At 61.7% G+C, this 25,023-nt stretch carries 26 protein-coding genes and 1 pseudogene; 11 read left to right on the forward strand and 16 right to left on the reverse strand.

The genetic code is table 11. From position 1 onward, the window contains the following. The first annotated feature begins 46 nt into the window (after positions 1 to 46). The 3 genes from SPITH_RS03670 to SPITH_RS03680 are packed head-to-tail and all read left to right on the forward strand — an operon-like array spanning position 47 to position 3,730. A complete protein-coding gene (locus SPITH_RS03670; protein ID WP_014624375.1) occupies positions 47 to 1,141 on the forward strand; it encodes a carbohydrate ABC transporter permease in 1,095 nt (364 codons plus the stop codon). Continuing rightward, positions 1,138 to 2,037, forward strand: a complete 900-nt coding sequence (locus SPITH_RS03675) for a carbohydrate ABC transporter permease (RefSeq protein WP_014624376.1) — start codon at positions 1,138 to 1,140, stop codon at positions 2,035 to 2,037. The genes SPITH_RS03670 and SPITH_RS03675 overlap by 4 nt, the downstream gene beginning before the upstream one ends. 52 nt (positions 2,038 to 2,089) lie before the next feature. Then, entirely contained in the window at positions 2,090 to 3,730 is a 1,641-nt protein-coding gene (locus SPITH_RS03680) for an alpha-glucosidase (RefSeq protein WP_014624377.1), read from the forward strand. A gap of 67 nt (positions 3,731 to 3,797) precedes the next feature. Here the strand turns inward: SPITH_RS03680 and SPITH_RS03685 are convergent, their stop codons facing one another. The 3 genes from SPITH_RS03685 to SPITH_RS12725 all read right to left on the reverse strand — a co-directional run bounded on the left by SPITH_RS03685 (position 3,798) and on the right by SPITH_RS12725 (position 7,499). Continuing rightward, a complete protein-coding gene (locus tag SPITH_RS03685; protein WP_014624378.1) occupies positions 3,798 to 6,260 on the reverse strand; it encodes a heavy metal translocating P-type ATPase in 2,463 nt (820 codons plus the stop codon). Between the two features lie 102 nt (positions 6,261 to 6,362). Next, positions 6,363 to 6,818 (reverse strand): cation transporter, encoded by a 456-nt coding sequence (locus SPITH_RS12380; protein ID WP_014624379.1) that lies wholly within the window; start codon positions 6,816 to 6,818, stop codon positions 6,363 to 6,365. Between the two features lie 30 nt (positions 6,819 to 6,848). Beyond that, positions 6,849 to 7,499 carry an SHOCT domain-containing protein gene (locus SPITH_RS12725; protein ID WP_014624380.1) on the reverse strand — a complete coding sequence of 217 codons (651 nt, stop codon included), beginning with the start codon at positions 7,497 to 7,499 and terminating at the stop codon, positions 6,849 to 6,851. Between the two features lie 526 nt (positions 7,500 to 8,025). On the opposite strand from SPITH_RS12725, the gene SPITH_RS03700 reads away from it, so the two are divergent. Both SPITH_RS03700 and SPITH_RS03705 read left to right on the forward strand, forming a co-directional pair. Next, positions 8,026 to 8,418, forward strand: coding sequence for a DUF302 domain-containing protein (locus SPITH_RS03700; RefSeq protein WP_014624381.1), 393 nt, complete (start codon positions 8,026 to 8,028; stop codon positions 8,416 to 8,418). Continuing rightward, on the forward strand, positions 8,408 to 9,031 hold the full coding sequence (locus SPITH_RS03705; RefSeq protein WP_014624382.1) for a class I SAM-dependent methyltransferase: 624 nt from the start codon (positions 8,408 to 8,410) through the stop codon (positions 9,029 to 9,031). Before SPITH_RS03700 ends, SPITH_RS03705 begins: the two co-directional genes overlap by 11 nt. A gap of 10 nt (positions 9,032 to 9,041) precedes the next feature. Here SPITH_RS03705 and SPITH_RS12270 read toward each other — a convergent pair whose 3' ends face one another. Beyond that, positions 9,042 to 9,344, reverse strand: coding sequence for a hypothetical protein (locus SPITH_RS12270; RefSeq protein ID WP_041624000.1), 303 nt, complete (start codon positions 9,342 to 9,344; stop codon positions 9,042 to 9,044). Between SPITH_RS12270 and SPITH_RS12930 the strand changes: the two are divergent. Then, positions 9,237 to 11,304 (forward strand): annotated as a pseudogene (locus SPITH_RS12930) (copper-translocating P-type ATPase). The gene SPITH_RS12270 and the pseudogene SPITH_RS12930 sit on opposite strands and share 108 nt — an antisense overlap. A 102-nt stretch (positions 11,305 to 11,406) precedes the next feature. Here the strand turns inward: SPITH_RS12930 and SPITH_RS03720 are convergent. Further along, a complete protein-coding gene (locus tag SPITH_RS03720; protein WP_218915791.1) occupies positions 11,407 to 11,832 on the reverse strand; it encodes a class I SAM-dependent methyltransferase in 426 nt (141 codons plus the stop codon). Between the two features lie 379 nt (positions 11,833 to 12,211). Between SPITH_RS03720 and SPITH_RS03725 the strand changes: the two genes are divergently transcribed. Both SPITH_RS03725 and SPITH_RS03730 read left to right on the forward strand, forming a co-directional pair. Beyond that, on the forward strand, positions 12,212 to 12,613 hold the full coding sequence (locus SPITH_RS03725) for a cytochrome b5 domain-containing protein (protein ID WP_014624383.1): 402 nt from the start codon (positions 12,212 to 12,214) through the stop codon (positions 12,611 to 12,613). Beyond that, positions 12,613 to 12,825, forward strand: coding sequence for a hypothetical protein (locus SPITH_RS03730; protein ID WP_014624384.1), 213 nt, complete (start codon positions 12,613 to 12,615; stop codon positions 12,823 to 12,825). The genes SPITH_RS03725 and SPITH_RS03730 overlap by 1 nt, the downstream gene beginning before the upstream one ends. Before the next feature lie 278 nt (positions 12,826 to 13,103). Here SPITH_RS03730 and SPITH_RS03735 read toward each other — a convergent pair whose 3' ends face one another. The 6 genes from SPITH_RS03735 to SPITH_RS03760 are packed head-to-tail and all read right to left on the reverse strand — an operon-like array spanning position 13,104 to position 15,730. Next, positions 13,104 to 13,454 (reverse strand): glycine cleavage system protein GcvH, encoded by a 351-nt coding sequence (locus SPITH_RS03735; protein WP_041624164.1) that lies wholly within the window; start codon positions 13,452 to 13,454, stop codon positions 13,104 to 13,106. A 13-nt stretch (positions 13,455 to 13,467) separates the two neighbouring features. Then, entirely contained in the window at positions 13,468 to 13,734 is a 267-nt protein-coding gene (tusB, locus tag SPITH_RS03740) for a sulfurtransferase complex subunit TusB (protein ID WP_014624386.1), read from the reverse strand. Between the two features lie 15 nt (positions 13,735 to 13,749). Further along, complete coding sequence (locus SPITH_RS03745; protein ID WP_014624387.1) at positions 13,750 to 14,106, reverse strand: DsrE family protein; 357 nt, start codon at positions 14,104 to 14,106, stop codon at positions 13,750 to 13,752. Positions 14,107 to 14,118: 12 nt separating this feature from the next. Beyond that, positions 14,119 to 14,475, reverse strand: a complete 357-nt coding sequence (locus SPITH_RS03750) for a DsrE/DsrF/TusD sulfur relay family protein (RefSeq protein ID WP_014624388.1) — start codon at positions 14,473 to 14,475, stop codon at positions 14,119 to 14,121. A gap of 5 nt (positions 14,476 to 14,480) precedes the next feature. Continuing rightward, entirely contained in the window at positions 14,481 to 15,473 is a 993-nt protein-coding gene (gene tsuA / locus SPITH_RS03755; RefSeq protein WP_014624389.1) for a thiosulfate transporter TsuA, read from the reverse strand. Positions 15,474 to 15,487: 14 nt separating this feature from the next. Further along, a complete protein-coding gene (locus tag SPITH_RS03760; protein WP_014624390.1) occupies positions 15,488 to 15,730 on the reverse strand; it encodes a sulfurtransferase TusA family protein in 243 nt (80 codons plus the stop codon). Between the two features lie 189 nt (positions 15,731 to 15,919). Here SPITH_RS03760 and lpdA point away from each other — a divergent pair, with 189 nt between their 5' ends. Both lpdA and SPITH_RS03770 read left to right on the forward strand, forming a co-directional pair. Further along, entirely contained in the window at positions 15,920 to 17,308 is a 1,389-nt protein-coding gene (gene lpdA, locus SPITH_RS03765) for a dihydrolipoyl dehydrogenase (protein ID WP_014624391.1), read from the forward strand. A gap of 114 nt (positions 17,309 to 17,422) precedes the next feature. Continuing rightward, positions 17,423 to 18,652: a glycerol-3-phosphate acyltransferase gene (locus SPITH_RS03770; protein ID WP_014624392.1), complete on the forward strand. Its 1,230-nt coding sequence runs from the start codon at positions 17,423 to 17,425 to the stop codon at positions 18,650 to 18,652. Here SPITH_RS03770 and SPITH_RS03775 read toward each other — a convergent pair. Together SPITH_RS03775 and SPITH_RS03780 are read right to left on the reverse strand one after the other, a co-directional pair. Then, positions 18,649 to 19,410, reverse strand: a complete 762-nt coding sequence (locus tag SPITH_RS03775; protein WP_014624393.1) for a glycosyltransferase family 2 protein — start codon at positions 19,408 to 19,410, stop codon at positions 18,649 to 18,651. The two genes, SPITH_RS03770 and SPITH_RS03775, sit on opposite strands and share 4 nt — an antisense overlap. 50 nt (positions 19,411 to 19,460) lie before the next feature. Further along, positions 19,461 to 19,841: a response regulator gene (locus tag SPITH_RS03780; RefSeq protein ID WP_014624394.1), complete on the reverse strand. Its 381-nt coding sequence runs from the start codon at positions 19,839 to 19,841 to the stop codon at positions 19,461 to 19,463. A 218-nt stretch (positions 19,842 to 20,059) separates the two neighbouring features. Here SPITH_RS03780 and rsgA point away from each other — a divergent pair, with 218 nt between their 5' ends. Continuing rightward, on the forward strand, positions 20,060 to 21,121 hold the full coding sequence (rsgA, locus tag SPITH_RS03785; protein ID WP_014624395.1) for a ribosome small subunit-dependent GTPase A: 1,062 nt from the start codon (positions 20,060 to 20,062) through the stop codon (positions 21,119 to 21,121). Positions 21,122 to 21,310: 189 nt separating this feature from the next. Here rsgA and SPITH_RS03790 read toward each other — a convergent pair whose 3' ends face one another. From SPITH_RS03790 to SPITH_RS03800, 3 genes are read right to left on the reverse strand one after another with little or no spacing between them, the layout of a single operon-like run. Continuing rightward, on the reverse strand, positions 21,311 to 21,907 hold the full coding sequence (locus tag SPITH_RS03790; RefSeq protein ID WP_014624396.1) for a LysE family translocator: 597 nt from the start codon (positions 21,905 to 21,907) through the stop codon (positions 21,311 to 21,313). A gap of 51 nt (positions 21,908 to 21,958) precedes the next feature. Continuing rightward, positions 21,959 to 23,563 (reverse strand): 6-hydroxymethylpterin diphosphokinase MptE-like protein, encoded by a 1,605-nt coding sequence (locus SPITH_RS03795; protein WP_014624397.1) that lies wholly within the window; start codon positions 23,561 to 23,563, stop codon positions 21,959 to 21,961. Continuing rightward, positions 23,560 to 25,023, reverse strand: a complete 1,464-nt coding sequence (locus tag SPITH_RS03800; protein ID WP_014624398.1) for a 6-hydroxymethylpterin diphosphokinase MptE-like protein — start codon at positions 25,021 to 25,023, stop codon at positions 23,560 to 23,562. Before SPITH_RS03800 ends, SPITH_RS03795 begins: the two co-directional genes overlap by 4 nt.

A 25,023-nucleotide genomic window follows, 5' to 3' on the forward strand; every position in this document is an offset into this window, starting at 1 on the left:
GGCCGAAGCCCCTGGGGCTTCGGCCTCCTTCTTCGTGGAGGAAAGTATGCATGGTTCTCATGAGATTCGCAATACGGGCTTCTTGGCTTCGAGGGTGTTGGCGGGAATCCTCCTCCTCGCAGGGGTGTCGGTGTGGTTCTACGTCGGATTCTCGCTCCTCAAGGTGATGCGTGAGGCGAGGCTCCTCATGACGCTGCTCGCCATCGTGTGGGGATGCGGGACCCTCCTCGGACTCTTCCTCGCCGCCTGCACGTTGGTACGCAGCCTTCCCATGGAATGGCAACGGAGGATCGTCCCCTTCGTGTTCGTGGGGCCGGCGGTCCTGGTGATGGGCTGGTATCTCTTCCTCCCCATCGTGCGCACGTTCTACCTGAGTTTCTTCGATCGTATGGGTTCCGGGTTCGTGGGACTTGCCAACTACCTCTACATATTCACCGACAGGACGATGCGTATCGCCTTCGTGAACAACCTCGTCTGGCTCGTGGTGGGCACCGGTCTGGTGGTCTTCTTCGGCCTGGTGGTGGCCCTCCTGGCCGACAGGGTGCCGTTCGAGCGCACGGTCAAGACGCTCATCTTCCTTCCCATGTCCATCTCGTTCGTGGGGGCGGGGGTGATATGGCGTTTCGTCTATGCCTACCAGCCCCCAGGCTCTCCTCAGTACGGCGTACTCAACGCCCTCGTGGTGGCCCTTGGAGGGGAGCCGCAGAACTGGATCGTACTGAGGCCGTGGAACACCTTCTTCCTCATCGTGATACTCGTATGGCTCTATACAGGATTCGCCATGGTGATATTCTCGGCCGCACTCAAGGGTATCCCAAAGGAGCTCAGGGAGGCGGCCCACATCGACGGGGCGGGGGAACTCGTCACCACGGTGAAGATACTCATCCCCTGTATCAAGGGAACGATCGTCTCGGTCTCCACGACCATCATACTGGTGACGCTCAAGATCTTCGACATCGTCTACACCATGACGAACGGACTCTACGGTACCGAGGTGCTCGCGAGCCAGCAGTACAAGCAGATGTTCAAGTTCCTCCACTACGGGAGGGGTTCGGCGATCGCGGTGGTCATATTCCTGGCCGTGATTCCCATCATCTGGTACAACCTCAGACAGTTCGGGAGAAGGGAGGTATTCAAATGAGAGAGATGTCCACGGTTCGGCGGGTGATCATGGGGCTCATCCTCGCAGTGCTCTGCGCGGTCTGGACCATACCTACCCTGGGGCTCTTCATCACCTCCTTGCGGCCCAGAGAGGAGGCAACCAGATCGGGATGGTGGACGGTCTTCTCCTCTCCAGGCGGGCTCACCCTGGAGAACTACCGCCAGGTGCTCGCAGGGGCCGACTACTCCTACATCACCCGAGACGGCAGGAAGGTGACCGTGCGCGGGGACAATATGGCTTCAGCTTTCTTCAACAGCCTCGCGGTGACCATTCCCTCGGTGATCATACCCATCTTCCTCGCCGCCCTCGCGGCCTATGGCTTCGCCTGGCTCGACTTCCCCGGAAGGAAGCTGCTCTTCACCCTCATCGTCTCACTCCTCGTGGTGCCGCTTCAGGTGGCGCTCATTCCCATCCTCAGGGATTACCAGAAGATAGGTCTCAACGGCACCTTTCTGGGCATCTGGCTGGCCCATACGGGGTTCGGCCTCCCCCTTGCCACGTACCTGCTCTTCAACTACATCTCCACCATCCCCAGGAGCATCATCGAGAGCTCGCTCATCGACGGGGCCGACCACTTCCAGATCTTCACGCGGCTCATCGTGCCGCTCTCGGCTCCGGCGCTCGCGAGCTTTGCCATCTTCCAGTTCCTCTGGGTGTGGAACGACCTGCTGGTGGCCCTGGTGTTCTTGAGCGGCGTGGGCCAGAACATGGAGGTGCTCACCCAGCGACTCCTCAACATGGTGGATACCAGGGGCCAGAACTGGCACCTGCTCACGTCGGGGGCTTTCGTCACCATGTTACTCCCGGTGATCGTCTTCCTCGGGTTGCAGAAGTACTTCGTGCGTGGTCTCATGGAGGGATCCATAAAGGGCTGAAAGCCGGGACGCACGCGATACTCGCGAGTCTACTCGAAAGAAAGGAAGGAGCATGTCTCGACAGTGGTGGAAAGAGGCGATCGTCTATCAGATCTATCCGCGTAGTTTCATGGACAGCAACGGCGACGGAATCGGTGATCTGAGAGGGATCATCCAGAGGATCGACTACCTCGTTTCCCTGGGGGTGGACGCCGTGTGGCTCAATCCTGTGTACCGCTCTCCCAACGTGGACAACGGCTACGACATCAGCGACTTCTTCTCCATCATGGAGGAGTTCGGCAGCATGGAGGACTGGGAGGAGCTTCTCAGTGCCCTCCATGCGAGGGGCATCCGCCTGGTCATGGATCTGGTGCTCAACCACACCTCGGATCAGCACCCGTGGTTCATCGCCTCCCGATCTTCGCGGGATGATCCCTACCGGCACTACTACATATGGCGCGACCGGCCGAACAACTGGCGCTCGCTCTTCGAAGGCCCGGCATGGGAGTACGACGAGGCCACGGGGGAGTACTACCTCCACGTCTTCGCCAGGGAACAGCCAGATCTCAACTGGGCGTACCCGCCGCTCAGGGAAGAGCTGTATCGCATGGTCAACTGGTGGCTCGACAAGGGGATAGACGGATTCCGGCTCGACGCGATAAGTGTGATATCAAAACATCCCGATTTCCCCGACGGCGAAGAGGTGGGCCCCGATGGTCTCGCCCCCGGGACGCCGTACTTCATGAACGGCCCGCACCTCGGGGAGTATCTCGAAGAGCTCTACCGGCGCTGTTTCCATGGGAGGGACGTGCTCACCGTGGGGGAGTGTGCGGGTGTCCACCCGGACGATCTCCCCCATCTCGTAGGCGACGACAAGGCCCTCAAGAGCATCTTTTTCATGGACCACATGTTCCTCGACCTTGGGCCCGACGGGTACCGATTCGGCAACCCCTACCCCTATCCCTGGCGGTGGTCGCAGTTCAAGCGCATCGTGCATACCTGGTACCGGGCCTTCTCCCGCGCAGGGTGGATGAGCTTCTACCTGGGCAACCACGACTTTCCCCGCTGTATCTCGCGTTTCGGCTGCGACGGGGAGTACTGGCTCCCCTCGGGCAAGCTGCTCGCCACCCTGCTGCTCACCATGCCGGGGACGATCTACCTCTATCAGGGTGACGAAATAGGGATGACCAATGCCCACTTCACCTCCATAGAGAGCTACCGAGACGTGGAGACCCTCAACTACTACCGACGGGCCATGGAGGAGGGGAGGGACACGGGAGAGGTGATGGCCGAGATCATGGCGAGGAGCAGGGACAACGCGCGGACCCCCATGCAGTGGTCATCAGCCCCTCACGCGGGATTCACCACGGGCGAGCCGTGGATACCGCTCAACCCCAACTATCGAACCATCAACGTGGCTCGGCAGGAGAGCGACCGCGACTCCCTGCTCTCCTACTACAGGCGGCTCATCCGCATGAGGAAGGAACACGCCGACGTCCTGGTCTACGGCGACCTCCTGATGCGCGATCTCGACTCGGACCACCTGTGGGTCTACGACCGGACGGCAGGGCACGGTGGATTCAGGATCGTGCTCAACCTCACCCCTGAGGAACAGGAATGGGAAGAAGGGGATGCTGCCCTCGTTCTCTCCTCTCTGGGTGATGCGGAGACCGGAAGGCTCCGACCCTATGAGGCGCGCATCTACAGGATCTAGCTTTCCACGCACATGAAAAAGAGAGGGGCGCTGTGCCCCTCTCTTTTTTCCTGGAACCGTTTCTATGTCACAGCCTCGCCCGGCGCAGCCTCAGCGAATTGGTCACCACGTTCACCGAACTGGCCGCCATGGCGATCTCTGCCACCACCGGGTGGAGCAGGCCCAGCACTGCGATGGGTATGGCGATCACGTTGTAGAAGAATGCCCAGAAGAGGTTCTGCCGGATCTTGCGGAACGTGGCGCGCGAGAGCCCGATGGCCCGCGGCACTCCCAGCATGTTCTCCGAGACCAGGGTGATGTCCGCCGACTCTATGGCGATGTCGGTCCCCGTGCCGATGGCGATCCCCACATCCGCCTGGGTGAGGGCGGGGGCGTCGTTGATCCCGTCTCCCACCATGGCCACCACCCGGCCCTGAGCCTGAAGCTCCCTGATGACCCCGATCTTGTCCTGGGGCAGGAGCCGGGCGCGCACCTCGTCGATCCCCACCTGGGAGGCGATGGCCCGGGCCGCCCGCTCGTTGTCGCCGGTGAGCATGATGCAGCGGATCCCGAGCTCCTTCAGGGCCTCCACCGCCTCCTTCGAGGAGGGCTTGAGTGTATCCGCCAGGCTCACGAGCCCCACGAGCCTCCCGTCCTGCGCCACCCACACCACGGTCTCGCCCCTGCCGTAGGCCGCCTCCGCCTCCCCTGCGAAGCCCTCCGTCGCCACCCCCTCCTCCTCCAGCCACTCCTGCCTCCCGGCCAGGACCACGCTCCCCCCCACCACGCCGCGCACCCCCTTGCCCGGCACCGCCTCCACCCCCTGCGCCTGCGCACCTCCTGCCCCTCGCTCCTCCGCCCACGCGCACACCGCGCGCGCGAGCGGGTGCTCAGAAGCCGACTCCACCGCCCACAGGAGCCGCGCGAGCTCCTCCTCACCCCCCGGCGCCCACACGCCCACCACCCGGGGCTTCCCCTCGGTGAGCGTCCCGGTCTTGTCGAAGACCACATCCTGCACGCTCTGGGCGATCTGGATGGCCTTGCCGCTCCGTATGAGAATCCCGTGCTCGGCCCCCAGCCCCATACCCACCATGAGGGCCGTGGGCGTGGCGAGTCCCAGGGCGCACGGACATGCGATCACCAGGGTGGCGATGGCGGCGAACAGGGCCATGGACACCACTCCCCGCGAGGGATCCACCCATGGGAGGAACCCCGCCGCCCAGCGCATCACCTCGCCGAGCGCCTCGGGGAGGAGGAGCCACACCACGAAGGTGGCGGCAGAGATCGAGAGCACCACCGGCACGAACACCGCCGTCACCCTGTCGGCGAACTCCTGGATGGGCACCTTGCTCGCCTGCGCCTCCTGCACCATCCGGGCCACCTGCGCGAGGAACGTCTCCTTGCCCACCTTCTCGATACGCACCGTGATCGCCCCCTGCTGGTTCACCGTGGCCCCTATCACCTGATCCCCCGGCCCCCTGTCTGCCGGCACCGACTCACCGGTGGCGATCGACTCGTCCACCGCGGTATGCCCCTCCACGATCACCCCGTCGGAGGGGATCTTCTCGCCCGGCCGTACGAGCACCAGGTCTCCCTTCCTGAGGGCCTGCACCGGCACGTCCTCGATCTGCCCGTCCTCCCGGATCCGGTGGGCCACCTTGGCCCCCAGCTCGAGGAGGCGCCGTATCGCCTGTGAGGCCCTGCCGGTGGCCACCAGCTTGAGGTAGTTGCCAATGAGGTGGATGGAGAGGATCATGGCCCCCACGAGGGAGAAATCTTCGATATCCACTCCCACCTGCCGGAGCACACCTGTGGAGAGCGAGGCGAGGGCCCCTATACCGATGAGGGAATCCATGGTGAACGAGAGATGCCTGAAGGCGTACCAGGTGGACTTCACCACCGGCCAGCCCAGAGCCAGCACCACGATACCTGCGATCGCAAGGTCCAGCCAGGGGACGATCGCCACAGGAACGAGGGAGATACCGAAGAACATCCTCATCACCATGAGCACGGCCGCAGGACCGGTGAGGACCCATGCCGCAATGAGCCTGCGCCGCTCCTGTCTGAGGTACCGCTCCTCGGCATCCTCCTCCTCTTCCCACAGGAGCCTGTAGCCCGCATCCTCCACCGCGTGGGCGAGCACCTCGTCCGGCACCTCCTCCTGCAGCACCACCCGCGCCTCGCCCGAGGCAAAGGAGACCTCGGCCTCCTGCACACCCTCCACCTTCTCGAGGGCCCGCTTCACCCGCTGGGCGCACGAGGTGCAGCTCATCCCCTCCACCCGGTAGGTCTTCACCGCCACCTCTCCCACCTCTGCGAGTCGGGCGCGGTAGCCTGCCTCCTCCACCGCCTTGAGGAGCTCCTCCATGGCAACCGCCCCTTCCACCACCACCTTGGCCCTGTGGGACGGAAAGTCCACCTCGGCCTCCCGCACGCCCTCGCGGGAGGAGAGCGCCTTCTTCACCCGCTGGGCGCACGAGGTGCAACTCATCCCCTCTATATCGAGCACAAGGGGCCGCACCCCTCTCATCTCTCTCGTTCGTTCGGCCATGACCACTCCTTCACATGATATCCCATAAGATACAGACAGAGATCCCCCCCGTCATCCGGGAGAGCCGCCTATCGAAAAAGGGGCGCGAGCGCGCCCCTTCACTCACGAGGCGATCTTCGCCGTGTAGCCCGCCTCTTCCACCGCCTTCACTAAGGCCTGAGGATCCACCTGCCCCTCCACCTCCACCTCTGCACTCCCTATCCTTACCTTCGCATCCTTCACGCCCTCCTGCTTCACGAGGGCACTCTTCACTGACATGACGCAGTGATCGCACGTCATGCCTTCGATCGTGAGGCGTATGGTCGTCGCCATCCTGGAACCTCCCGTGGTAATGGATTGGTATGCCTGCAGGTACGTGTCGTACTCACCTGCAGGGACTGCTGCCTCCTCCGTAGGGAGCCTCCTCTTCCTCGCCACAGAAGAGGAGCCCGGCTGTTTGCCAGGGAGGTTGCAGCAGTCAAGGTTTCCGGAGGTCCCGAAGGTCCGGGTGTTCTCTCTTGCGAGGGAGTCGATCCAGCGCTTCACGCCCTCTTTGAGTGAGGAGAAAAGACCTGCCATACATACCTCCTCCAGGTAGTGCCGCTCCTCCTAAGAGGAGAGGATGCGGCTCTTCAGACGTTCGTACTCCTCCTCGGTGATCTCGCCCCTCGCGAGACGGGCCTTGAGCACCGAGAGAGGATCCTCCTGCCCTCCCAGCGATCGGAAGATACCCCGATTCTGCTGGAGGAGCACGATGAGTGCGGCGATGATACCCGCAAGGATGAGAAATCCAAAGATCATCATGATGATACCTCCGTATCTGTACCAGAAGGTGCCGGGTTCGCCCCCGGCCCATCCGTACATCATCCAGGGACCCATACCGGCCCCCATCGTACCAGGACCCATCATCCCCCACCCCCAGAGGTCCTCCCTGCCATTCACCAGCGCCACCAGGTAGCGGTAGCCCATGGCCCTGTGCATGGCGGCGAGGCTCTCCGAACCCTCCCCCCCCATCATGGCGTCCATGATCTCGTGTGCCTCGCCGGGGTGCGCCTCTTCCATCACCGCATCGCCCAGCTCCTCGAGGAGCTCCGACGCCACCCTGTCGGGATCCACGTCCTGAATCCGCTCTACCCCCTGGGATGCCATGATCTCCTGGAGCACCACCTCCACACTGAGTCCCTCGTGACCCTCCTCATCGGCCGCCATCCCCAGAAGGGGAGAGAAGAGAACCACTCCTACCAAAAGCCATCGTTTCATACGTCCTCCATGAGAATATAGTACTAAAATCTACAACATAAAACAAGAAAACCAATGAAATGTTACAGATTTGTATATAAAAATTATAAGATTTTATGGATCATAGTTTCCTTTATCCTTACTTGCTAATCCCAAAAGCGCTGCACCCAGGTATCCCCCGGCGGCGAGGAAGAGAAGGGAGCTGAATCCCCACTGTACTGCGGACAGGAGGCCTACCCCCCTGCGATCATGCTCCCTGCACTGTTGAGGGCGATGGCCTCAGGGACGAGATCCGGCTCTGTCCGATTGTGGAATAGGGAGAAAAGCATTCCTAATGAAGCCTAACTGAACCGCAAGGAGGAGTAAGGAATCGCACTTCGACTGTGGAACCAGGCTTGATTATTGAACAACTCAATTATCTCCTGAGTAGAGACAAAATACTTACTGTGTAGGGAGGTGACTTTAAAAATTGCTAATTTTCTCAAGAAAAGATCTCGAAATTTTCGAGAAATTTGACACCAATTATTGCATGATGTATACTTGTTCCATGGATACCTCCTATGCCATGAAGAAAAGGGTAGCGCGTGGGGTAAAGGAGACCTGCGAGATGGTGAAGGAGGCCCTCTCCCGCGAGGGGTTCGGCATCCTCTGTGAGATCGACGTGCAGGCCACCCTCAGGGCCAAGCTCGGAAAAGAGGTGGAGCCCTACGTGATTCTTGGGGCGTGCAACCCGCCTCTCGCCCACCAGGCCCTCTCGCTGGAAGAGGACATCGGCCTCATGCTCCCCTGCAATGTGGTGGTGTATCGAAAGGAAGGTCACACCGTGGTGGCGGCCATACGGCCCACTAAGGCCATGGAGGTAGTGGGGAACCCACGCCTCCTCGAGGTGGCATCCCAGGTGGAGGAGAAGCTCGCGCGGGTGATCGACCATGTCGGATAGGGCTACCGAGCGTACGCGGCGCAGGTACGACAGGTTCGCCCGGTTCTACGACAGGGTGGAGGCGTGGGTGGAGGAACGGCTCTTCGCCCCCTGGCGGCGCGAGACCCTCTCACAGGTCTCGGGAAAGGTGCTGGAGATAGGGGTGGGTACGGGAAAGAACCTCCCCTACTATCCCGAGGGGGTGGAGCTCGTGGGGATCGATCTCAGCCCGAAGATGCTCGAACGCGCAAAGGCCCGGGCCGAACGACTGGGTCTGAAGGTGACCCTGCTCGAGATGGACGCACAGGAGCTCTTCTTCCCTCCTGCCACCTTCGATTTCGTGGTGGGGACCTTCGTCCTCTGTTCCATCCCGGATCCGGTGAGGGCCCTGAGAGAGGCCGGCCGGGTGCTCAAGCCAGGGGGGAGACTCATCTTCCTCGAGCATGTGCTCAGCAGACACCCCCTCATCGCCCTCTGGGAGCACCTCCACAATCCTCTCACGAGGAGCCTCTTTGGATTCAACGTGAACAGGGACACCAGGGGTAATCTCCTGAAGGCAGGACTCGTGCTCGAGAGGGACGAGATCCTCGGCCTTGTGGATGTCTTCAGACGCTTTGTGTGCAGGGTCCCCTGAGCAAGACCTATCATGAAGGGAGGACCGTATGACCCGCTATCGCTGTCCTACCTGTGGTATGACCTTCGAGCAGGAGGGGGTGTGTCCTATGGACGGGACACCCCTCGTACCGGCATCCGAGGGGACTCCCCGTTCGAGGGGCGGAATGGGCTCCCTTCACGAGGATGCTCCCGCGTCCCATCGGCACGATCACGGATCGTCCCCGATGCACTCTTCCCATGGCGATCACCCTGTCCACCATGAGGGACACGAGGGCCATGAGCACCACGGGGGGCCCACCGGAGAGGCCGGGCACGCGCACCATGGGGGACATGAGCACCAGGGGGGCACGATCATGCGGAACATCACAAGGCCATGATCCGCGACTTCAGGAGGAGGTTCTTCGTCTCCCTTTTCCTCACCCTTCCCATACTGGCCCTCTCGCCCCTCATTCAGGAGGTCTTCGGCTTCTCTTTCGACCTTCCCGCTCAGGAGTACCTCCTGTGGGCCCTCTCGAGCCTTGTCTTCTTCTACGGCGGATGGCCCTTCCTCGTAGGCGGACGAGACGAGATTCGGCGCAGACAACCCGGGATGATGACCCTCATCGGCCTCGCCATCTCGGTGGCCTACGTGTACAGCACCGCGGTGGTTTTTGGGCTTTCCGGAAAGTTCTTCTTCTGGGAGCTCGCCACCCTCATCGATGTGATGCTCCTGGGGCATTGGATCGAGATGGCCTCCGTACTCGGGGCCTCACGTGCGCTGGAGAAGCTCGCCCAACTCCTGCCTGACACCGCCCACAAGGTGGAGGGGGAGGAGGTGGTGGACGTCCGTACCTCCGAGCTTGCCACTGGTGATCTGGTGCTCGTGAAGGCGGGGGAGAAGATCCCTGCGGATGGTGAAGTGGTGAAGGGGACCAGCTATGTGAACGAGTCCATGCTCACAGGGGAGTCCGTGCCGGTGAAGAAGGGAGCCGGGGATGGGGTGATAGGTGGTTCGGTGAAGGAGATGGCGTGCTCACGGTGCGCATCACCGGTACGGGTGAAGACTCCTATCTCCAAAAGGTGATCCACCTCGTCGAAGAAGCGCAGCGGACCAAGTCGAAGACCCAGCGGCTCGCCGATAGGGCGGCGCAGTGGCTCACCTTCATCGCCATAGGGGCGGGATCCCTCACTTTCGTGCTCTGGATGGTCTTCACAGGGGATCTCGCTGCTGCCATCGAGCGGATGGTCACGGTGATGGTCATCACCTGCCCCCACGCCCTGGGGCTCGCCGTACCCCTGGTGGTGGCGGTCTCTACCTCGCTTTCGGCCCGCAACGGGCTTCTCATACGGAACCGCACGGCATTTGAGAACGCGAGGAAGATCTCCACCGTGGTCTTCGACAAGACCGGCACCCTCACCGAGGGGAGGTTCGGTGTGGCAGGGGTGGCGGCCTTTGTGGGATCCGAAGAGGAGCTGCTCACCCTGGCAGCCTCGCTCGAGCGCAATTCCGAGCATCCGGTGGCGCGGGGGATAGTGGAGGAGGCCGAGAAGAGGGGCCTTGCGCCTCTCCCTGTGGAGGACTTCTACGTGAGGAAGGGCGAGGGGGTTGAGGGCGTGGTGAACGGGAGGAGGATCGCCCTCCTCAGCCGTCGCGCCCTCGAGGAGGGGGGGTACACGGTTCCCGAGACTGAGGGTTCCCACATAGGCACGCTGGTCTACGTGGTGGAGGAGGGGAAGGTGCGAGGGGCCATTGTGCTCGCCGACAGGATACGGTCGGAGTCGCGTGAGGCGGTACGCACACTCCAGAAGAAGGGGATACGCTGCTGGATGCTCACCGGCGACAACAGAAAGGTGGCGGAGGCGGTGGCGAAGGAACTGGGGCTCGATGGGGTGTTCGCCGAGGTCCTTCCCCATGAGAAGCAGGAGAAGGTGAAGGAACTCCAGGCCAAGGGCGAGTTCGTGGCCATGACCGGAGACGGGATCAATGATGCCCCGGCGCTGGCCCAGGCGGATGTGGGGATCGCGATCGGTTCCGGCACGGACATAGCTGCAGAGACCGCCGATATCATCCTGGTACACGACAGCCCGGCGGACGTGGCGGCCTTGATAGACTTTGGACGGGCCACCTATCGGAAGATGGTGCAGAACCTCCTCTGGGCAACGGGCTACAACGTGGTGGCGATTCCCCTCGCTGCAGGGGTCCTGTATCCCCTCACCGGTCTCCTCCTCTCGCCTGCCGTCGGGGCGGCCCTCATGTCGCTGAGTACGGTGATCGTGGCCGTCAATGCGAGCTTCCTCAGGGTGAGGCGTTGATCGGGGGGGAGTGGCTTGTGGGTAGACGGGGGTCCCCCACAGGTGTGCTCCCCCCATCCCCCGTTGAGAGGGGGAAGAGCGGTACGGGGAACACCGGAGGCCTCACTTCTCCCCGTAGGCCGCGAAGATGCTCACCGAGGCGCTCGAACACCCACATGTAGAGCTGGCACAGCAGGTCTCGTCGATGCACTCCACCCTCACGTTGCGAAGCCCCGCAGCTCTGAGCCACCGCTCCACCTCGGCCCGCTCGAACCCCATCCAGCGGTCGTGCTGTTCGGTCCGGAGGAACTCGAACTCGTGGCTGTCGAGGTCGGTGATCACCAGCCTTCCGCCCGGCTTGAGGATGCGTGCCATCTCCTGGATGGCCCGGGGAGGGTCTTCCACGTGATACAGGTACATGTTGGCAAAGACGTAGTCCACCGACTCGTCATCGATGGGAAGGTGTGCGGCCTCACCCTGTCGGCACTCGATGAGGGCATCGGGAAACGTGCGCGCGAGCTCCTCGAGCATGGCCCTTGATTGATCCACCGCACTCACCTCCACCCCCCCTTGAAAGGAGTCCTTCGGTGATGAACCCTGTGCCGCATCCCACGTCTGCCGCCACGGTTCCTCTTGCTACTCCTGCAAGGTTGTAGGCCTTCTCCCTCACGGCCTCGGAGAAGAACTCCTTTCACATGGCATCCCACTGCGAAGCCACCTCGTCGAAATAGGCGTTACTGGACATGGGCTTCCTCCTGGTGTTGCTCACAGTCCCACTATAAAGACATTCGCCTGGAGTGTATATCACCACGCAGGGGCATCGATCTCTCGCATCGTGATGTTTGTAGTCCTTATATCTTACTAAAATGCTGGATATTTTTTGCAGAAAGGATATATTTTAAGTGAATCCTCGTATGAAGGAGCGTTCATGAGACGGATACCGATACTGCTCATCCTCTTCGGACTGATCGTCCTCTCCGGAGGAGCCTTGCTCACAGCCCTCGGCGCAGGAGAGGCCGCGGAGCCCGCCCCCCAGGCGGAGGAGGCCTCCCCCTCGCCTCCGGACCTTCCCTTCTACACCATGGAGGAGGTGGCCCGCCGCGCCGAGGCCGGTGAGTGCTGGATGGTGATCCACGACAAGGTCTACGACCTCACCGAGTTCGTGGCCCGGCATCCGGGTGGCAAGGCCATACTCGAAGGCTGCGGCAAGGATGCCACCGAGCTCTTCGAGACGAGGCCCATGGGCTCGGGCACGCCCCACTCCGAGAGGGCACGGGCTCTGCTCGACCGCTATCTCATCGGTTACCTCGAGGAAGAGGAGACGCGCTGATGTTTCTCTCGATCGCCTACTACCCCATCCTTGGAAAGCCTCTCATCTTCTGGCTTGGGCTCCTGAGCATCCTCTCCCTCATCCTCACCGTGGGATTCGCCTATGCGGCGCGAAGGAGGAAGCTTCCCCTCAGATGGCACATGCGAATGGGAAAGCTCACCCTTCTGCTCGCCCTCCTCCACGGCCTCCTCGCCCTGGGAGCGTACGTGTAGGGAGCAGGATTGTATTTTGGTTTACGAACATCTGGAATGGTTCTTCCGAGAGAGTAGTGTGAGTCTTTCTCCAGAGTTACATCGAAGTCACTGAAGCCAGGTGAAAGAGAGCGAGGAGAATATCCTTCACAGGTTTAGGTCGGAACAGTGATCTGATAGATCGAGTCATATCATCTGAAAATCTCGTTACTCTGTACGGTCCCTTCAGATGTACTGGAAAGAAAGAGGGGCGGCCGTCCGGCCGCCCTGAATCGTCCTCTGGGCCCCGCAGAGAGGAATCAGACGGGAGGATCCTCGTCGAGAAGATCGTCCAGTTCCTTGGGGTCTTCGATTTCGAGTACCGCGATCCACCCCTCGCCCTCAGGGTCGCTGCTGAGGAGTTCGAGGTTCTCCCGAAGTGCTCCGTTGATCTCCACGATGGTGCCGCTTACGGGGGCCTTCACCTCCTGGGTCGCCTTCACCGATTCCACGGTGGCGATGATCTCGCCTTTTTTCAATGTGCGTCCCGCTTCGGGAAGCTCGATGGCCACCAGGTCTCCCAGTTCTTCGGCCCCTGCGGAGGTGATACCCACCTTCCCTTTAGGTCCTTCCACTACGATGTACTCGTGATCGTTCGTGTATTTCTTTATCACTTCGTTTCTCCTAGCTTATGATGTTTCCCTGCTGGAAGATGAGGTCGACCAGTCCGCCGTAGTCCACACACCGGGGAGCAATGTGTTCTCCATAGCCTCTGGCTACGAGATCCTCTTTCAATACATAGACAGAGCCTTTCGTAGGGACGGGCTCGCCCTGCACCACCCAGTAGATCCCGTCCTGGATGAGCACCACCACGTCTTCTTCAGTGGCGCACTCCAGTTTGACCTGATCTTCTTTGTGTTCCGGTCCGTGTTTCACCAGAATGAGTGCCATGTGTTCCCCCTTTCCTCACATCCAGATCACGAAGTTGTGTTCGTGAAAGAGCTTTGAGAGATGCTCTTTGCTCACCAACGTGACGGGATACCCCTCATCCAGATTCTCCACTCGGTATGCCGAGAGATCCTCTTTTACTGCGTAGAGCTGAGTCCCGAACCGGTTGAGCTGCTTCTGTGCGAGGGAGCAGGGGAGGAGTCCCACCTTGTCCGGCGCAAGGGCTGCATTGAGCGCCGCCACCGCCCTGTCCAGGAGAAGCACGGAGGGTTCTAAGTCGTCACCGGCGTACATGCCGAGGGCGGTGCGGAACGCCTCGTTCACCCATATGGTTCCTACCGGCGCATGATGCACCACGAACAGTATCTTCTTCATCGCTTTCCTCCCCTATGGACTGAGACTGATGAAACGATCAGACGTGGTGATGAGCTCTGCAAGACCCGGAAGCCCCGACGGAGACGAGCCCTCTATGATATCCTCCACCCTGAGCCCTCGATACTCCATACAGAGCGAGCAGATCTGCACATCGAGTCCCTTCTCCTGGATGAGATTCTGAAGCTTCATCGGAATGTTCCTGTCGATCTTCATGGGCTTCACGTGCTTCGAGGTGGCGAGGACGGCATCGGCGAAGAGGAAGATGGTCACCTCGTGGCCTTTCTCCAGGGCAGCCTCGGCGATATGGATCGCTGTGTCCATGTCCTCGTAGCTGTACGGCGGAGCGATGACCTGAATGGTGAGTTTCATCCCGCCTACCTCCTGAAGAGGATCCATGCCATGGTCCAGTTGCCGAGGATGAAGAAGATGGAAGCGAGCCAGGAGGAGAGTGCGAGCTGCGGTACACCGGTGAGGAAGTGACCGATGTTACACCCTCCGGCGGTGACCGCCCCTATGCCCATGAGGAGTCCGCCGATACCCACCTGGAGGTAGGTCACAGGGTTCTTCGGCATGCGCAGCTTGAACTCGCCGGCCACTGCGGCGGCCACTCCTGCACCCAGAATGATTCCCACGATCTCGAGTCCCTCCCAGTTGAGGGGGCTGTTGGTGAGGAAACCCTGGAAGAGGTTGATCCATCCGCCGGTGATCCCGAGTCCGTACTTCCGTCCGGAGAGGGTGCTGGTGATGAACCCGAGGCCTGCGACGAGGGCGAGACAGACGCTTGCGATCTTCCAGTTGAACTTCGTCTCTCGGGAGGTGGTCTTCGTGCCGAACGCCCACAAGATGAAGAGGGCTGCGATCACCAAAGCGGGGATCCATGGGTTCAGGCCGAGGACGCTCGAGATGGTGGGACCTGCGCCTTTCACATAGTAGGCCGATTCTTCCACGGAGAGTGGTGACTTGAACTGCCCCACCCAGGAGAGCCACCATGAGAATGCGCCGCTCTTGGTGGCATAGGCGCCGAGGCCGTAGAAGAGGGCGGCGAACCAGGCGGTGGTGAGTCCTTCACCCACGCGGTAGGTCACGCCCGAGGCGCACCCGCCTGCGAGTACCATGCCGAGGCCGAAGACGAATCCTCCTATGATGTTCCCCACCAGGTTGAGAGGCTTGGGGTTCATCTGCATGAGTCCCACCTGTGAAAGGAGGACGAAGAGTATCATTTCAAGGGCGAGAGTGAATACCGCGAGCTTGAAGAGATAGTTGTCCTTGAAGAGGAGCACGTCCCTGAAGGCGGAATTGAAGCAGATACGCCCTCGTTGGAGAACTATCCCGAAGAGGAATCCGACCAGAAGTCCTGTCCAGATCATACGTATCTCCTAGGTTATTTCTTCACTTTGATGTAGATGTTCCATTCACCGGGGGCGGCTTCCTCGATTTCCAGCACCTCGCTCCCCAGCTTCTTCACTGTTTCCGGGATCCTTTCTTTCGAGAGAGGATAGTCGATGCGGACGAGGATGATCTCCCCGTCGTTTGCTGACTGCACGGCCCGCTTCGCCTCCACGTCGGGGATGGGGCACACTTCACCTCTCACGTCGATTTCCTTGCTGACCTGGTAGTTCGCCATAGATCCTCCTATAGGATTGATGGTATACGATGATTATACCTCATCTATGATATCAGTCAAGAAATATTTATAATTTGGTGATGTATATGAAAATATGTATATATTCTGTATAAATCGGCTCTTTCGTGCTTGTTATTCCCGGATTCACGTAGTATCTTGAACACACAATACTCATGCACGGGAGGTTCCATGTCCTATCAATATGATCTCGTGGTCCTGGGAAGCGGTCCCGGGGGGTATGTGGCTGCCATACGGGCATCCCAGCTCGGCCTCAAGGCCGCAGTGGTGGAGAAGGACAAGCTCGGCGGTGTGTGTCTCAACATAGGGTGCATTCCTTCGAAGGCCCTCATCCACATGGCCACCCTCTACCGGCAGGCCCAGGAGACCCTCTCCCGGACCGGGGTGAAGGTGGATACCTCCGGGTTCGACTACGAGAAGGTCTTCTCCTACTCGCGACAGGTGGCGGACAGGCTCAGCAAGGGGGTGCAGTACCTCCTCAAGAAGAACAAGGTGGATGTGATCACAGGGGAAGGGGTGCTGGAGGATCCCCACACCGTGCGTGTGGGTGATGCCCGCTACACCGGCAAGTTCGTCCTTGTTGCCACGGGCTCCTCGCCCCGGAGCATCCCCGGATTCGAGATCGACGAGCTGGTGGTGCTCTCGTCCACCGGGGCCCTCATGCTCAAGGAACTGCCGACGCGCATCATCATCCTGGGTGGTGGAGCGATTGGGATGGAGTTCGCCTACGTCTTCAGCAGCTTCGGCGTACAGGTGACGGTGGTGGAGATGCTCGATCAGGTGCTGCCCTTCATGGACCACGAGGTGGTCGAGGTGCTCGTGAAGGACTTTTCCAAGCGGGGGATCACCATCCTCACCTCCTCGAAGGCCACCTCTCTTGTGAAGACTGAGAGTGGTGTAGTCCTCACGGTGGAAGGGGCTTCGGGCAGGCAAGAACTTCAAGCGGAGAAGCTCCTCGTCTCCATAGGTCGGGCTCCCAACACCAGGGGCATCGGCCTCGAGGAGATAGGGGTGCAGCTCGATGAGCGGGGATTCGTGAAGGTGGGCGACTACTACCAGACGGCGGTGGAGGGGGTGTACGCCATTGGCGACATCCTGCCTACGCCGCAGCTCGCCCACGTGGCTTCCAAGGAGGGCGAGATCGCGGTGCTCCACATGGCGGGCAGGCCCAAGGAGAAGGTGTTGCCCCAGGAGGAGATCCCCTCCGCGGTGTATACCGAGCCCCAGGTGGCCGGCTTCGGCCTCACAGAGAAGGAGGCGAAGGAGAAGGGTCTCTCCTACAAGACCGCGGTCTTCCCCTTCAGGGGAGTGGGCAAGGCGGTGGCCGTGGGAGAGGTAGACGGGTTCGTGAAGCTCGTATACGATCCGGAAACTGAAGAGATCCTGGGTGCCTTCATCGTGGGACCCGAGGCGACCGAGCTCGTCCACGAGCTCCTCCTCGCGAAGCGGAGCGAGCTCCTCCTCGACGACATATCACACATGGTACACGCCCATCCCACCCTCTCGGAGGGGGTCATGGAGGCGGCCCGCATGGCCCAGGGCTGGGCCATCCACGTCTAGCCGAATACCCGTTCGGACATCTCGTGCCCTCCCGCGTGTGCGGGAGGGCTTTTTTCTTGACAGATCTCAGGATACGGGGTACCACTTGTGGAGAGATCGCACAAGGAGTCTGCCATGGATCTTCTCTACTCCGGCCGTATCTTCCTCTCCCTCCTCACGGGCTATCTCCTCGGCTCGTTCCTTCCGGCCTATTTCCTCTCGCTCGGGTTCAGGGGCACGGACATCCGTACGGTGGGTGACGGAAATCCCGGCGTGGTGAACGCCGCCCGCACGATGGGACTCGCCTACGGTATTGTGACCGCCCTCTACGACGTCACCAAGCCCCTCGTCGCCCTCTATGTGGCGTATAGCCTCTTCCGCCTCCCCCTTCCGCTCGCCTATCTTTCGGGGTTCTGTGCCATACTGGGCCACAAGTACCCCTTCTATCTCGGGTTCAAGGGAGGCCGGGGTATCGCCGCCACGGTGGGGCTCTTCCTCTTCCTCTTTGCCATGCTCCTCGTGACCACCGTGCCCCCTATGGAGACCGTTGCCTTCTTTGCCTTTGTAGGGATCTACGCCCTCATCTTCCTGCTCGCCACCCATGGGAGCGGTGACCTCTTTGCGGTGAGCATACTCCCCATGACAGGTTTCTGGCTCGCCCTCCATGTGGAGGACCTGCTTTCACTCGCCGTTGTGTGGCTGCTCTTGGGTACGATCACCTTCGAGGCGGGGAAGAATCTCGCCCGCGATGGCATCGCCCTCTATCCGGAGAAGAGCACCTCCTGGCGCGTACTCGCCCGTCCCCTCGCCCTCGTCTTCATTCCCCTCGATCTCCTCGTGGGACGCTGGCTCGTCTACCTGCTCCTCGGCCTGGTCCTGGGGGTCTTCTTCATCCTCGACCTGCTCAGACTCCTCATCCCCGTGATGGAGGACCGCCTCCAGATGGAGGTCGCCACGGATCTCAAGATCTTCAAGAAGAAAGAGGAAGGACGTATCTCCTCCATCACCACCTTCCTGTTCGGGATCCTCCTGTGCTTCCTGCTCTTCGACCGGTACGTGGCCTACGCCGCGGTGGGTTTCGTGGCCCTTGGGGACATGTTCGGCAAGATCGTGGGGATCAATTTCGGCAGGCGCGTACTCTTCAGGCGTTCCTCGAAGACCCTCGAGGGCACGCTCGGCTTCCTCGCGGCGGCGTTGGGAGTGGGATTCTTCCTCTGGGTGAGCGGCGCCCTGCCCCTGCCCGTGCTCCTCATAGGGGGGGTGAGTGCCGCGGTGGTCGAGGCCCTTCCCGGTCAGGTGGACGACAACTTCACTGTGTCGGTGGTTTCCGGCGTGCTCATGGAGCTGGCCCTCAGGTTTCTCTAGCGAAGGGCCGGATAGGAGGCACGTTTTTTGAGCTCATAGGGGAGGAAGTGGAGGTAGATCCACGTGAAGAGTTGCCTCATCCATCCTCTCTTCTCGAACCGCCGGGTGGACGAGAATACCTTGTCCGTGGGAAGGTAGAAGTATCTGCCCCGCCTCTTGCAGGCTGAGAGGAGCCTCGTGTCCTCACCGAAGGCGGGGGCTTCGTCGAACCGCACCTCTCGGAGGATGTCGCGCCGCACGATCTGGATGGAGCGGGTGGTGTGTGTGACTCTGTTGGCGAAGTTGTAGAAGGCGTACCAGGCTCTGGCCTTGAGAGTCTCGGGATACGGCCGCAGACGCACCATGCCGCAGGTGAGGTCGTGCTCTCTGTGCGCGAGGAGGAAGTCGTTGAGTTCTCGGAGAAAGCCGGGGAGCGCGTAGGTGTCTGCATCGAGAAAGATGACCCAGTCCGCCTCGGGCGCACAGGCCTCGATCCCGGCGTTCTTGGCCCGGGAGACCCCGTGCTGCGCCACGTGGAGGATGTGCCAGTGGGGGAGGGCTGTCTGCTCCACCACCTCCCTCGTGCGATCCGAGGACCCGTTTTCGACGATGAGCACCTCGAAGTACTCGTGTGGGTAGTCCGCTTGGGCGAGATGGGTGAGGGTATTCCCGATGTACCGTTCCTCGTTGTAGGCCGGGATGATGATGGAGAAGAAGAGGGGCCTCGTGTGTCCCTCTGTGGGAGGACTCGTCTCAGCAGAAGATAGTGTTTCTCGCATAGAGCGTTAGTCTATCAGACCTCGAGGGGTCGGTGCAAGGAAAGCAGCGTCTAGATCCCGGTTTTTACCGCTTCCACGGCGTGGAGGACCTGTTGGGGGGTGAGAGGCTTTATCAGGAGTCCCCGGGGGCTGAGGGCCTTCACCTTCTGGAGGATGGGCTCGTTTGCATACCCTGTGATGAAGATGACGGGAATTCCCTGCTGGATGAGCTCCCTGCCCAGGTCGATCCCCTCGAAGTGGCCGCCCAGGTTGAGATCCATGATCACCACGTGGGGTTTGAGGGCTGCCACGAGGGACCGCACCTCCTCTGGAGCGGCGACCGGGCCTTCCGCGAGATAGCCCGCCTCCTTGAGCATGTCCTTGATCGCGAGGCCGACGAGGAGTTCGTCTTCCACCACGAGGATGCGGGAAAATTCGCGTGAGTCTTTCATCTCCTCACCCACGGTAACCGAATAAGGTCACGCTCTTTCCTCCCCACTCTGTGAGGGGAGCTCGACATCTTGACATGGTGATATGCTCCTCCTTACTCCTTGTTCGACTTCATTTTACTCCGGTTTTGATGAGATGTCAAAGTATTTCTTTTAACGCTTCACTTGACTTCCCGAGGGGATGGGAGTGTAATGGGGGATCCCATCCGTTGGAGGACCACATGACCCTTTTCGATCTGGGATACCACGAGAAACTCGATCGATTCAGGCGGGAACAGGGACTCGAGGGGTCCGATGTGGGCAGGGTGATCTCGGTACACAGGGACTGGTACCTCGTCGGAACCACAGAGGGTGAGGTGACGGCTCAGGTTGCAGGGAATCTCCGATTCTCGGCCCAGGGGCCGGAAGACTTCCCTGTGGTGCGGGATTGGGTGGCCCTGAAGGTCTATGGTGAGGACGGTGGTATCATCCACCGGGTCTTTCCTCGCTTTTCGGTCATCTCCAGGAAGGCAGCCGGTGCCGCCGGCTCGATCCAGGTGATCGCAGCGAATGTCGATTACGGACTCCTCATCCAGTCCGTGGACCGGGATTTCAATCCCAACAGACTCGAGCGGTACCTCGCCATCTGTCGCGCTGCCGGCGTGGAACCGATCGTCGTGTTGACCAAGGTGGATACGGTACCCGTCGCACGGGTGGAGGAAACCACTGACCGCATACGAAGGCGTCTCGGGGAGATCCCCCTCGTGGCGATAAGCAACACCACACGTCGGGGGTATGGGGACCTGATGCGACTCCTGAAGAGGACCAAGACGTACTGCATGCTCGGCTCGTCCGGGGTCGGGAAGTCGACGCTGGTGAACAACCTCGCCTGCCGGGCAAGGATGAAGACCGGGGCGGTGAGTGAGCATACGAAGAAGGGGACCCATGTGACCACACACAGGGAGTTGATCGTGCTCGACTGTGGAGCCATGATCATCGACAATCCGGGGATGAGGGAGGTGGGGATCGCCTGCGCGGCGGAGGGAGTGGACGAGGCCTTCGGTGCCATAACGGCCTATGCCCGGGGATGCAGGTTCAGGGATTGTACCCACGTGAAGGAGATCGGCTGTGCTGTGCGCGAGGCCGTGGAGCGTGGTGAGATAGAGAGGGCCGCCTATGAGAACTACCTCAGGATGAGGAAAGAGCAGGAACACTTCGGAGCCACGTTGCAGGAGAGACGCAGGAAGGACAGGGCGTTCGGGAGGATGGTGCGACAGTACAAAAAGATGAAGAGGATGCGTTGACCCGGGTGTCCGTCTGAGTGTCTTCTCTTTCCGGGGTGCGCAGTCCGTATGCGATCTCGATCCGAGCATCTCCTGAGGATCGCTCTTCGTCCTGCGGGGGGTGAAGGGGACGGGGAAGACTCCCACGATAGAGATGCTCTCGTATCGCACCTGGACTCTTCATCCCCCCGGGGTGAGGGTCCGGGCTCTTCATCGCAGGGCGTGAATCCAGAGGGAGAGGGCGGTGTAGGCGAGGAGCACGGCGAGGGTGATGTTGAGGGAGAGTCTCACCCGCTCGTTGCTCATGTGGGTGCGGATGGCGCTTCCTCCCAACGCCCACAGGGAGACCGAGAGGAAGGTGATGAGGGCGAGGAGGAGGGATGAGGTGAGGGTCCAGGGGATGGTCCTCGGGAGGTTCCTCAGGAAGGTGGTGTGGAGGGTAAGGGCGTAGATGAGGCCTTTTGGGTTTACGAACTGGAGGAGGAGTCCGGAGGGGAAGCCAAGCGGGGGGTGGGGGTCGGTTTCCACGTCGTACTGGGCCTTCAGGATGTGAACGGCGAGCCATAGGATGTAGAGCCCGCCGAGGAGAGAGATGGGGGCTTCGATCCAGGAGAGGTGTTGCAGGATGAGGCTGGAGAGAAGGGAGGCGATCGTGAGTAAGATGAAGAATCCTGTGCTGATACCCAGGAGATAGGGCAGGGTGTTCCGGTATCCGTGTGAGAGCGCCATGGATGCGCTGCTTATGTTGTTCGGTCCCGGGGTGAGGCTGGTTATGAGGACGAAGATGGTCGTGGCGGTGAGGTCCATGAGGTCTCCTGATCGTGAGGGTGTGAAGGGGGTTATACCATGAAGAGGGGCCTATGTCAGCGTGGTGAGAGAGAGGTGGTCCAGGAGGCGGAGGGCGGTGGTGAGGGTCTGGCGGCTCGCTTCTTCGAGGGGGGCGCTGAGCGTGCGGCGTTGTGTCGAGGCGAGGAGGGGGAGCAGGGTTGCCCAGAGGGCGCGTGCCTCGTCCGGGAGGGTGTCGAACTGGAGGCGGGAGGCGAGGGGGGGGAGGTCTTCGAGAGAGTTCCGATAGGTGGTCATGGTGCGGGAGAGATCTTCGAGTGTGGGCGGTCGGCTGGGAATGGTCTCGGGTGGTGTCTCCGGGGCGCTGATGTGAAAGGTGCCAGGTCGGTATTCCACGACAGTGCCACCTGCCTTTTCGAGGTGCGCGAGGAGTGTGGTGCGGTAGTGTGAGAGAAGGGGGCTCGTGGGAGGAGTGTGATCGCCGTGGATCCGGGGGAGAGTGAGGGAGAGGAGGCCGGAAAGGAGGGGGCTCGTGTGGGTGGTGCGTGAGAGGAGGTAGGGCCAGAGGAAGGTGCCGGGGGGGTAGGGGAGGAGGTGGGGGTAGGCGAAGTCGGTGCCGGCGAGGAGGATCTCTCGGGCGCCGTGGGAGAGGGCGAAGAGGGTGAGGGTGGCTGCCACGTTGCCGGTGTGGGAGGGGATGTGGGGAAGGGGAAGGTGTGCGGCGAGGTACTGATGGAGAGGGTGGGGGCCTGCGGCGAGGAGTGGTGCAGGGAGGGTGCGCACGAGCGGGGGTGGGGCGGCGAGGTCGAGGAGTACGGGGTAGCGGGTGGAGGGGAGTCCTGCGTAGTGGAGGAGGGTGTACGGCTGGCAGTCGATGCTCGTAACGAGGAAGGGGGTGATGTCGTGGTGGAGGAGTACGGGGAGGCTCGTGTCCGAGGCGAGGACGGGGTGGTTTCTGAGGAGGGGTATGGTGTGGATGAGAGAGGGGCCTGCGCCGGTGATGGCGAGGCGAGGGGGGAGGGGGGGGATGGTGGTGTTTCGCATGAGGTGAGGGAGGTTGAGGAGGGTGTTGCGCATCCATGTGGTGCCGAAGCGTGTCTGGGTGGCGTGGTCGGAGCTGAGGGTGTCGAGGATGGTGCGGGTGGTGGTGAGGAGGTGGTCGAATGCGGTGGGGGCGAGGAGGGTCCTGGAGCGGAGGGGTATGATGGTGTAGGTGTGGTCGAGGGAGGGGATGAAGAGGCGGCTTATGGTCCGGGAGAGGAGGTCCGGGGAGGGGTCGAGGAGGAGGTGGATGCGGGGATGTGAGAGGATGTCGGAGAGGTCGACGAGGGAGAGGAGGGCGGCGAGAAAGGAGGGGTCGTGTTCGAGGACGAGGATGTGGTGTACCTCGGGGGTGTGGAGGAGGATCTTGAGGTGGTAGCCTGCGCCGAGTCCGAGGACGATGCAGAATCCCTTGGGGCGCTGGGCTTTGATGAGGCGCTGGGCTTCCCGGTCTGGATCGATGCGTGAGTGGAGGGTCCGGATGCCTGTGGGGGTGGTGAGGGCGGGAATGGTCTCGCCGTGGGGGGTGTGGGCGAGGGTGAGTCCGGGGTGTGGTGAGGTGTGGGCGATGAGCCGGGCGAGGGAGGGGTCTTTGGGGGTGAGGACCTGTAGGTTGCGGGCGAGTGTGGTGTTCATGTGTCGAGTCCATAGGTGTGGCGGAGGGTGTCGAAGAAGGTGCGGACCGCCTCGCGGAAGGTGTGGGTTTTCTCAAGGGTGACGGGCGGGGTGAGGAGATGTCTGAATGGAGGACCGCCCAGGAGAAAACCGAGTTCCGTGAAGCGGGGGTCGTCAGGGGCGAGGAGGGTGCGTTCTTCGAGGAGGTGGAGGAGGCCTCCGAGGGCTCGTCTGCGGGTGGGGAGTGGTGGGGCGGGGTGGGGGGTGAGGTGGAGTGGGTGGGGGGTGGTGGTGGGTTCGGGGAGGGTGGGGGTGGTTTTCCAGTGTGGGAAGGGGTGGGGGGATGGGTTGATGCGGATGAGGGTGTGGGAGGGGGATGGGGGATGGGAGGCGAACCAGCCGGCGTAGGTGGTGAGGGATTCGGTGGTGTGCCAGGGGGTGCCGGGAATGGGACGGGTGTGGAGGAGGATGGGGGTGTGCCGCAGGTGGAGGAGGGGGGTGGTGCGGGTGGCTGCGGTCTCTATGAGGGGATCGAAGGTGTGAGGCCGCACGTGTTGCCAAGGGGGAAGGATGGCGAGGTCGAGGCCGGCCGTGAGGATCCGTGTGGCGCCGAGGGAGAGGGCGAGGAGGAGGGCGGTGCCGGCGACGGTGCCGTGGGGGCCGAGGCGGATGTGGGGGAGGGGGAGGAGGGAGAGGAGGGCCTGTTCGAGGGGGCTGTGGAGGGAGAGGGGGATGAGTCTGGCGTGTGGGGTGAGGGCGGCGGTGAGGGGGGCGAAGAGGGGGGTGTCGGGTGGGAGGTGGGAGAGGTGGAGGCGGGCGTAGGGGGAGCCGTCGGTGGCGACGGCGGCGTGGGGGCGGATGCGGTGGGCAGAGAGGGCGGCGAGGGAGGAGGGGAGGGCCCAGAGGTGGTAGGGGGTGCGGGTGAGGGAAGGGAGGAGGGTGGTGAGGGAGGGGCCGGAGGCTGCGACGAGGATCTCGGGTGGGGGAGTGTCGGGAAGATAGTAGGTGTCGAAGATGAGGGTGTTCCGCACCAGGTTTCTGAGCCACCGTCTCCCCGAATGGAGGGAGGTGAGGATGGTGCCTGTCCTCTCCCTGACGAACTGTGCTACCAGGTCCCTTGTGGTGCGGGAGGTTTCCGGCCATATCCTGGCGGAGGGGGGCCATTCCAGCACCACGAGGCCGGGGACGAGGGTGTCATGGATGTGCCGGGAGAGGAATCCCTCCACTGTCTCGGAAGTGCCGGGATACCAAAAGGGTTCGGCCCCCTCAGCCTGTGAGGCGGGTTCTGGATCGTAGAATATCCGGATCACCGGGATGTCGGGGAAACGTTCCTTGATGGCCTTGAAGACATGTCCCTCTCCGGCGCCGAGGAGGAGTATGCACGAGGGATGTGCTCTCCTGAGGGCTTCCTGCGCCTCTATGAATCGGAGTGCTTCCCTGCGGGGATCATAGGCGGAGTGGAGGCGGGGTCTCTCAGCCAT

The organism is Spirochaeta thermophila DSM 6578 (assembly GCF_000184345.1).
Classification (GTDB): Bacteria; Spirochaetota; Spirochaetia; order Winmispirales; family Winmispiraceae; genus Winmispira; species Winmispira thermophila.

Bases quoted from the DNA above. Each gene is read 5' to 3' on its own strand.
- SPITH_RS03670 (WP_014624375.1), top strand. From the start codon at position 47: ATGCATGGTTCTCATGAGATTCGCAATACGGGCTTCTTGGCTTCGAGG.
- SPITH_RS03675 (WP_014624376.1), top strand. From the start codon at position 1,138: ATGAGAGAGATGTCCACGGTTCGGCGGGTGATCATGGGGCTCATCCTC.
- SPITH_RS03680 (WP_014624377.1), top strand. From the start codon at position 2,090: ATGTCTCGACAGTGGTGGAAAGAGGCGATCGTCTATCAGATCTATCCG.
- SPITH_RS03685 (WP_014624378.1), bottom strand. From the start codon at position 6,260: ATGGCCGAACGAACGAGAGAGATGAGAGGGGTGCGGCCCCTTGTGCTC.
- SPITH_RS12380 (WP_014624379.1), bottom strand. From the start codon at position 6,818: ATGGCAGGTCTTTTCTCCTCACTCAAAGAGGGCGTGAAGCGCTGGATC.
- SPITH_RS12725 (WP_014624380.1), bottom strand. From the start codon at position 7,499: ATGAAACGATGGCTTTTGGTAGGAGTGGTTCTCTTCTCTCCCCTTCTG.
- SPITH_RS03700 (WP_014624381.1), top strand. From the start codon at position 8,026: ATGGATACCTCCTATGCCATGAAGAAAAGGGTAGCGCGTGGGGTAAAG.
- SPITH_RS03705 (WP_014624382.1), top strand. From the start codon at position 8,408: ATGTCGGATAGGGCTACCGAGCGTACGCGGCGCAGGTACGACAGGTTC.
- SPITH_RS12270 (WP_041624000.1), bottom strand. From the start codon at position 9,344: ATGTCCCCCATGGTGCGCGTGCCCGGCCTCTCCGGTGGGCCCCCCGTG.
- SPITH_RS03725 (WP_014624383.1), top strand. From the start codon at position 12,212: ATGAGACGGATACCGATACTGCTCATCCTCTTCGGACTGATCGTCCTC.
- SPITH_RS03730 (WP_014624384.1), top strand. From the start codon at position 12,613: ATGTTTCTCTCGATCGCCTACTACCCCATCCTTGGAAAGCCTCTCATC.
- tusB (WP_014624386.1), bottom strand. From the start codon at position 13,734: ATGGCACTCATTCTGGTGAAACACGGACCGGAACACAAAGAAGATCAG.
- SPITH_RS03745 (WP_014624387.1), bottom strand. From the start codon at position 14,106: ATGAAGAAGATACTGTTCGTGGTGCATCATGCGCCGGTAGGAACCATA.
- SPITH_RS03750 (WP_014624388.1), bottom strand. From the start codon at position 14,475: ATGAAACTCACCATTCAGGTCATCGCTCCGCCGTACAGCTACGAGGAC.
- tsuA (WP_014624389.1), bottom strand. From the start codon at position 15,473: ATGATCTGGACAGGACTTCTGGTCGGATTCCTCTTCGGGATAGTTCTC.
- SPITH_RS03760 (WP_014624390.1), bottom strand. From the start codon at position 15,730: ATGGCGAACTACCAGGTCAGCAAGGAAATCGACGTGAGAGGTGAAGTG.
- lpdA (WP_014624391.1), top strand. From the start codon at position 15,920: ATGTCCTATCAATATGATCTCGTGGTCCTGGGAAGCGGTCCCGGGGGG.
- SPITH_RS03770 (WP_014624392.1), top strand. From the start codon at position 17,423: ATGGATCTTCTCTACTCCGGCCGTATCTTCCTCTCCCTCCTCACGGGC.
- SPITH_RS03775 (WP_014624393.1), bottom strand. From the start codon at position 19,410: ATGCGAGAAACACTATCTTCTGCTGAGACGAGTCCTCCCACAGAGGGA.
- SPITH_RS03780 (WP_014624394.1), bottom strand. From the start codon at position 19,841: ATGAAAGACTCACGCGAATTTTCCCGCATCCTCGTGGTGGAAGACGAA.
- rsgA (WP_014624395.1), top strand. From the start codon at position 20,060: ATGACCCTTTTCGATCTGGGATACCACGAGAAACTCGATCGATTCAGG.
- SPITH_RS03790 (WP_014624396.1), bottom strand. From the start codon at position 21,907: ATGGACCTCACCGCCACGACCATCTTCGTCCTCATAACCAGCCTCACC.
- SPITH_RS03795 (WP_014624397.1), bottom strand. From the start codon at position 23,563: ATGAACACCACACTCGCCCGCAACCTACAGGTCCTCACCCCCAAAGAC.
- SPITH_RS03800 (WP_014624398.1), bottom strand. From the start codon at position 25,023: ATGGCTGAGAGACCCCGCCTCCACTCCGCCTATGATCCCCGCAGGGAA.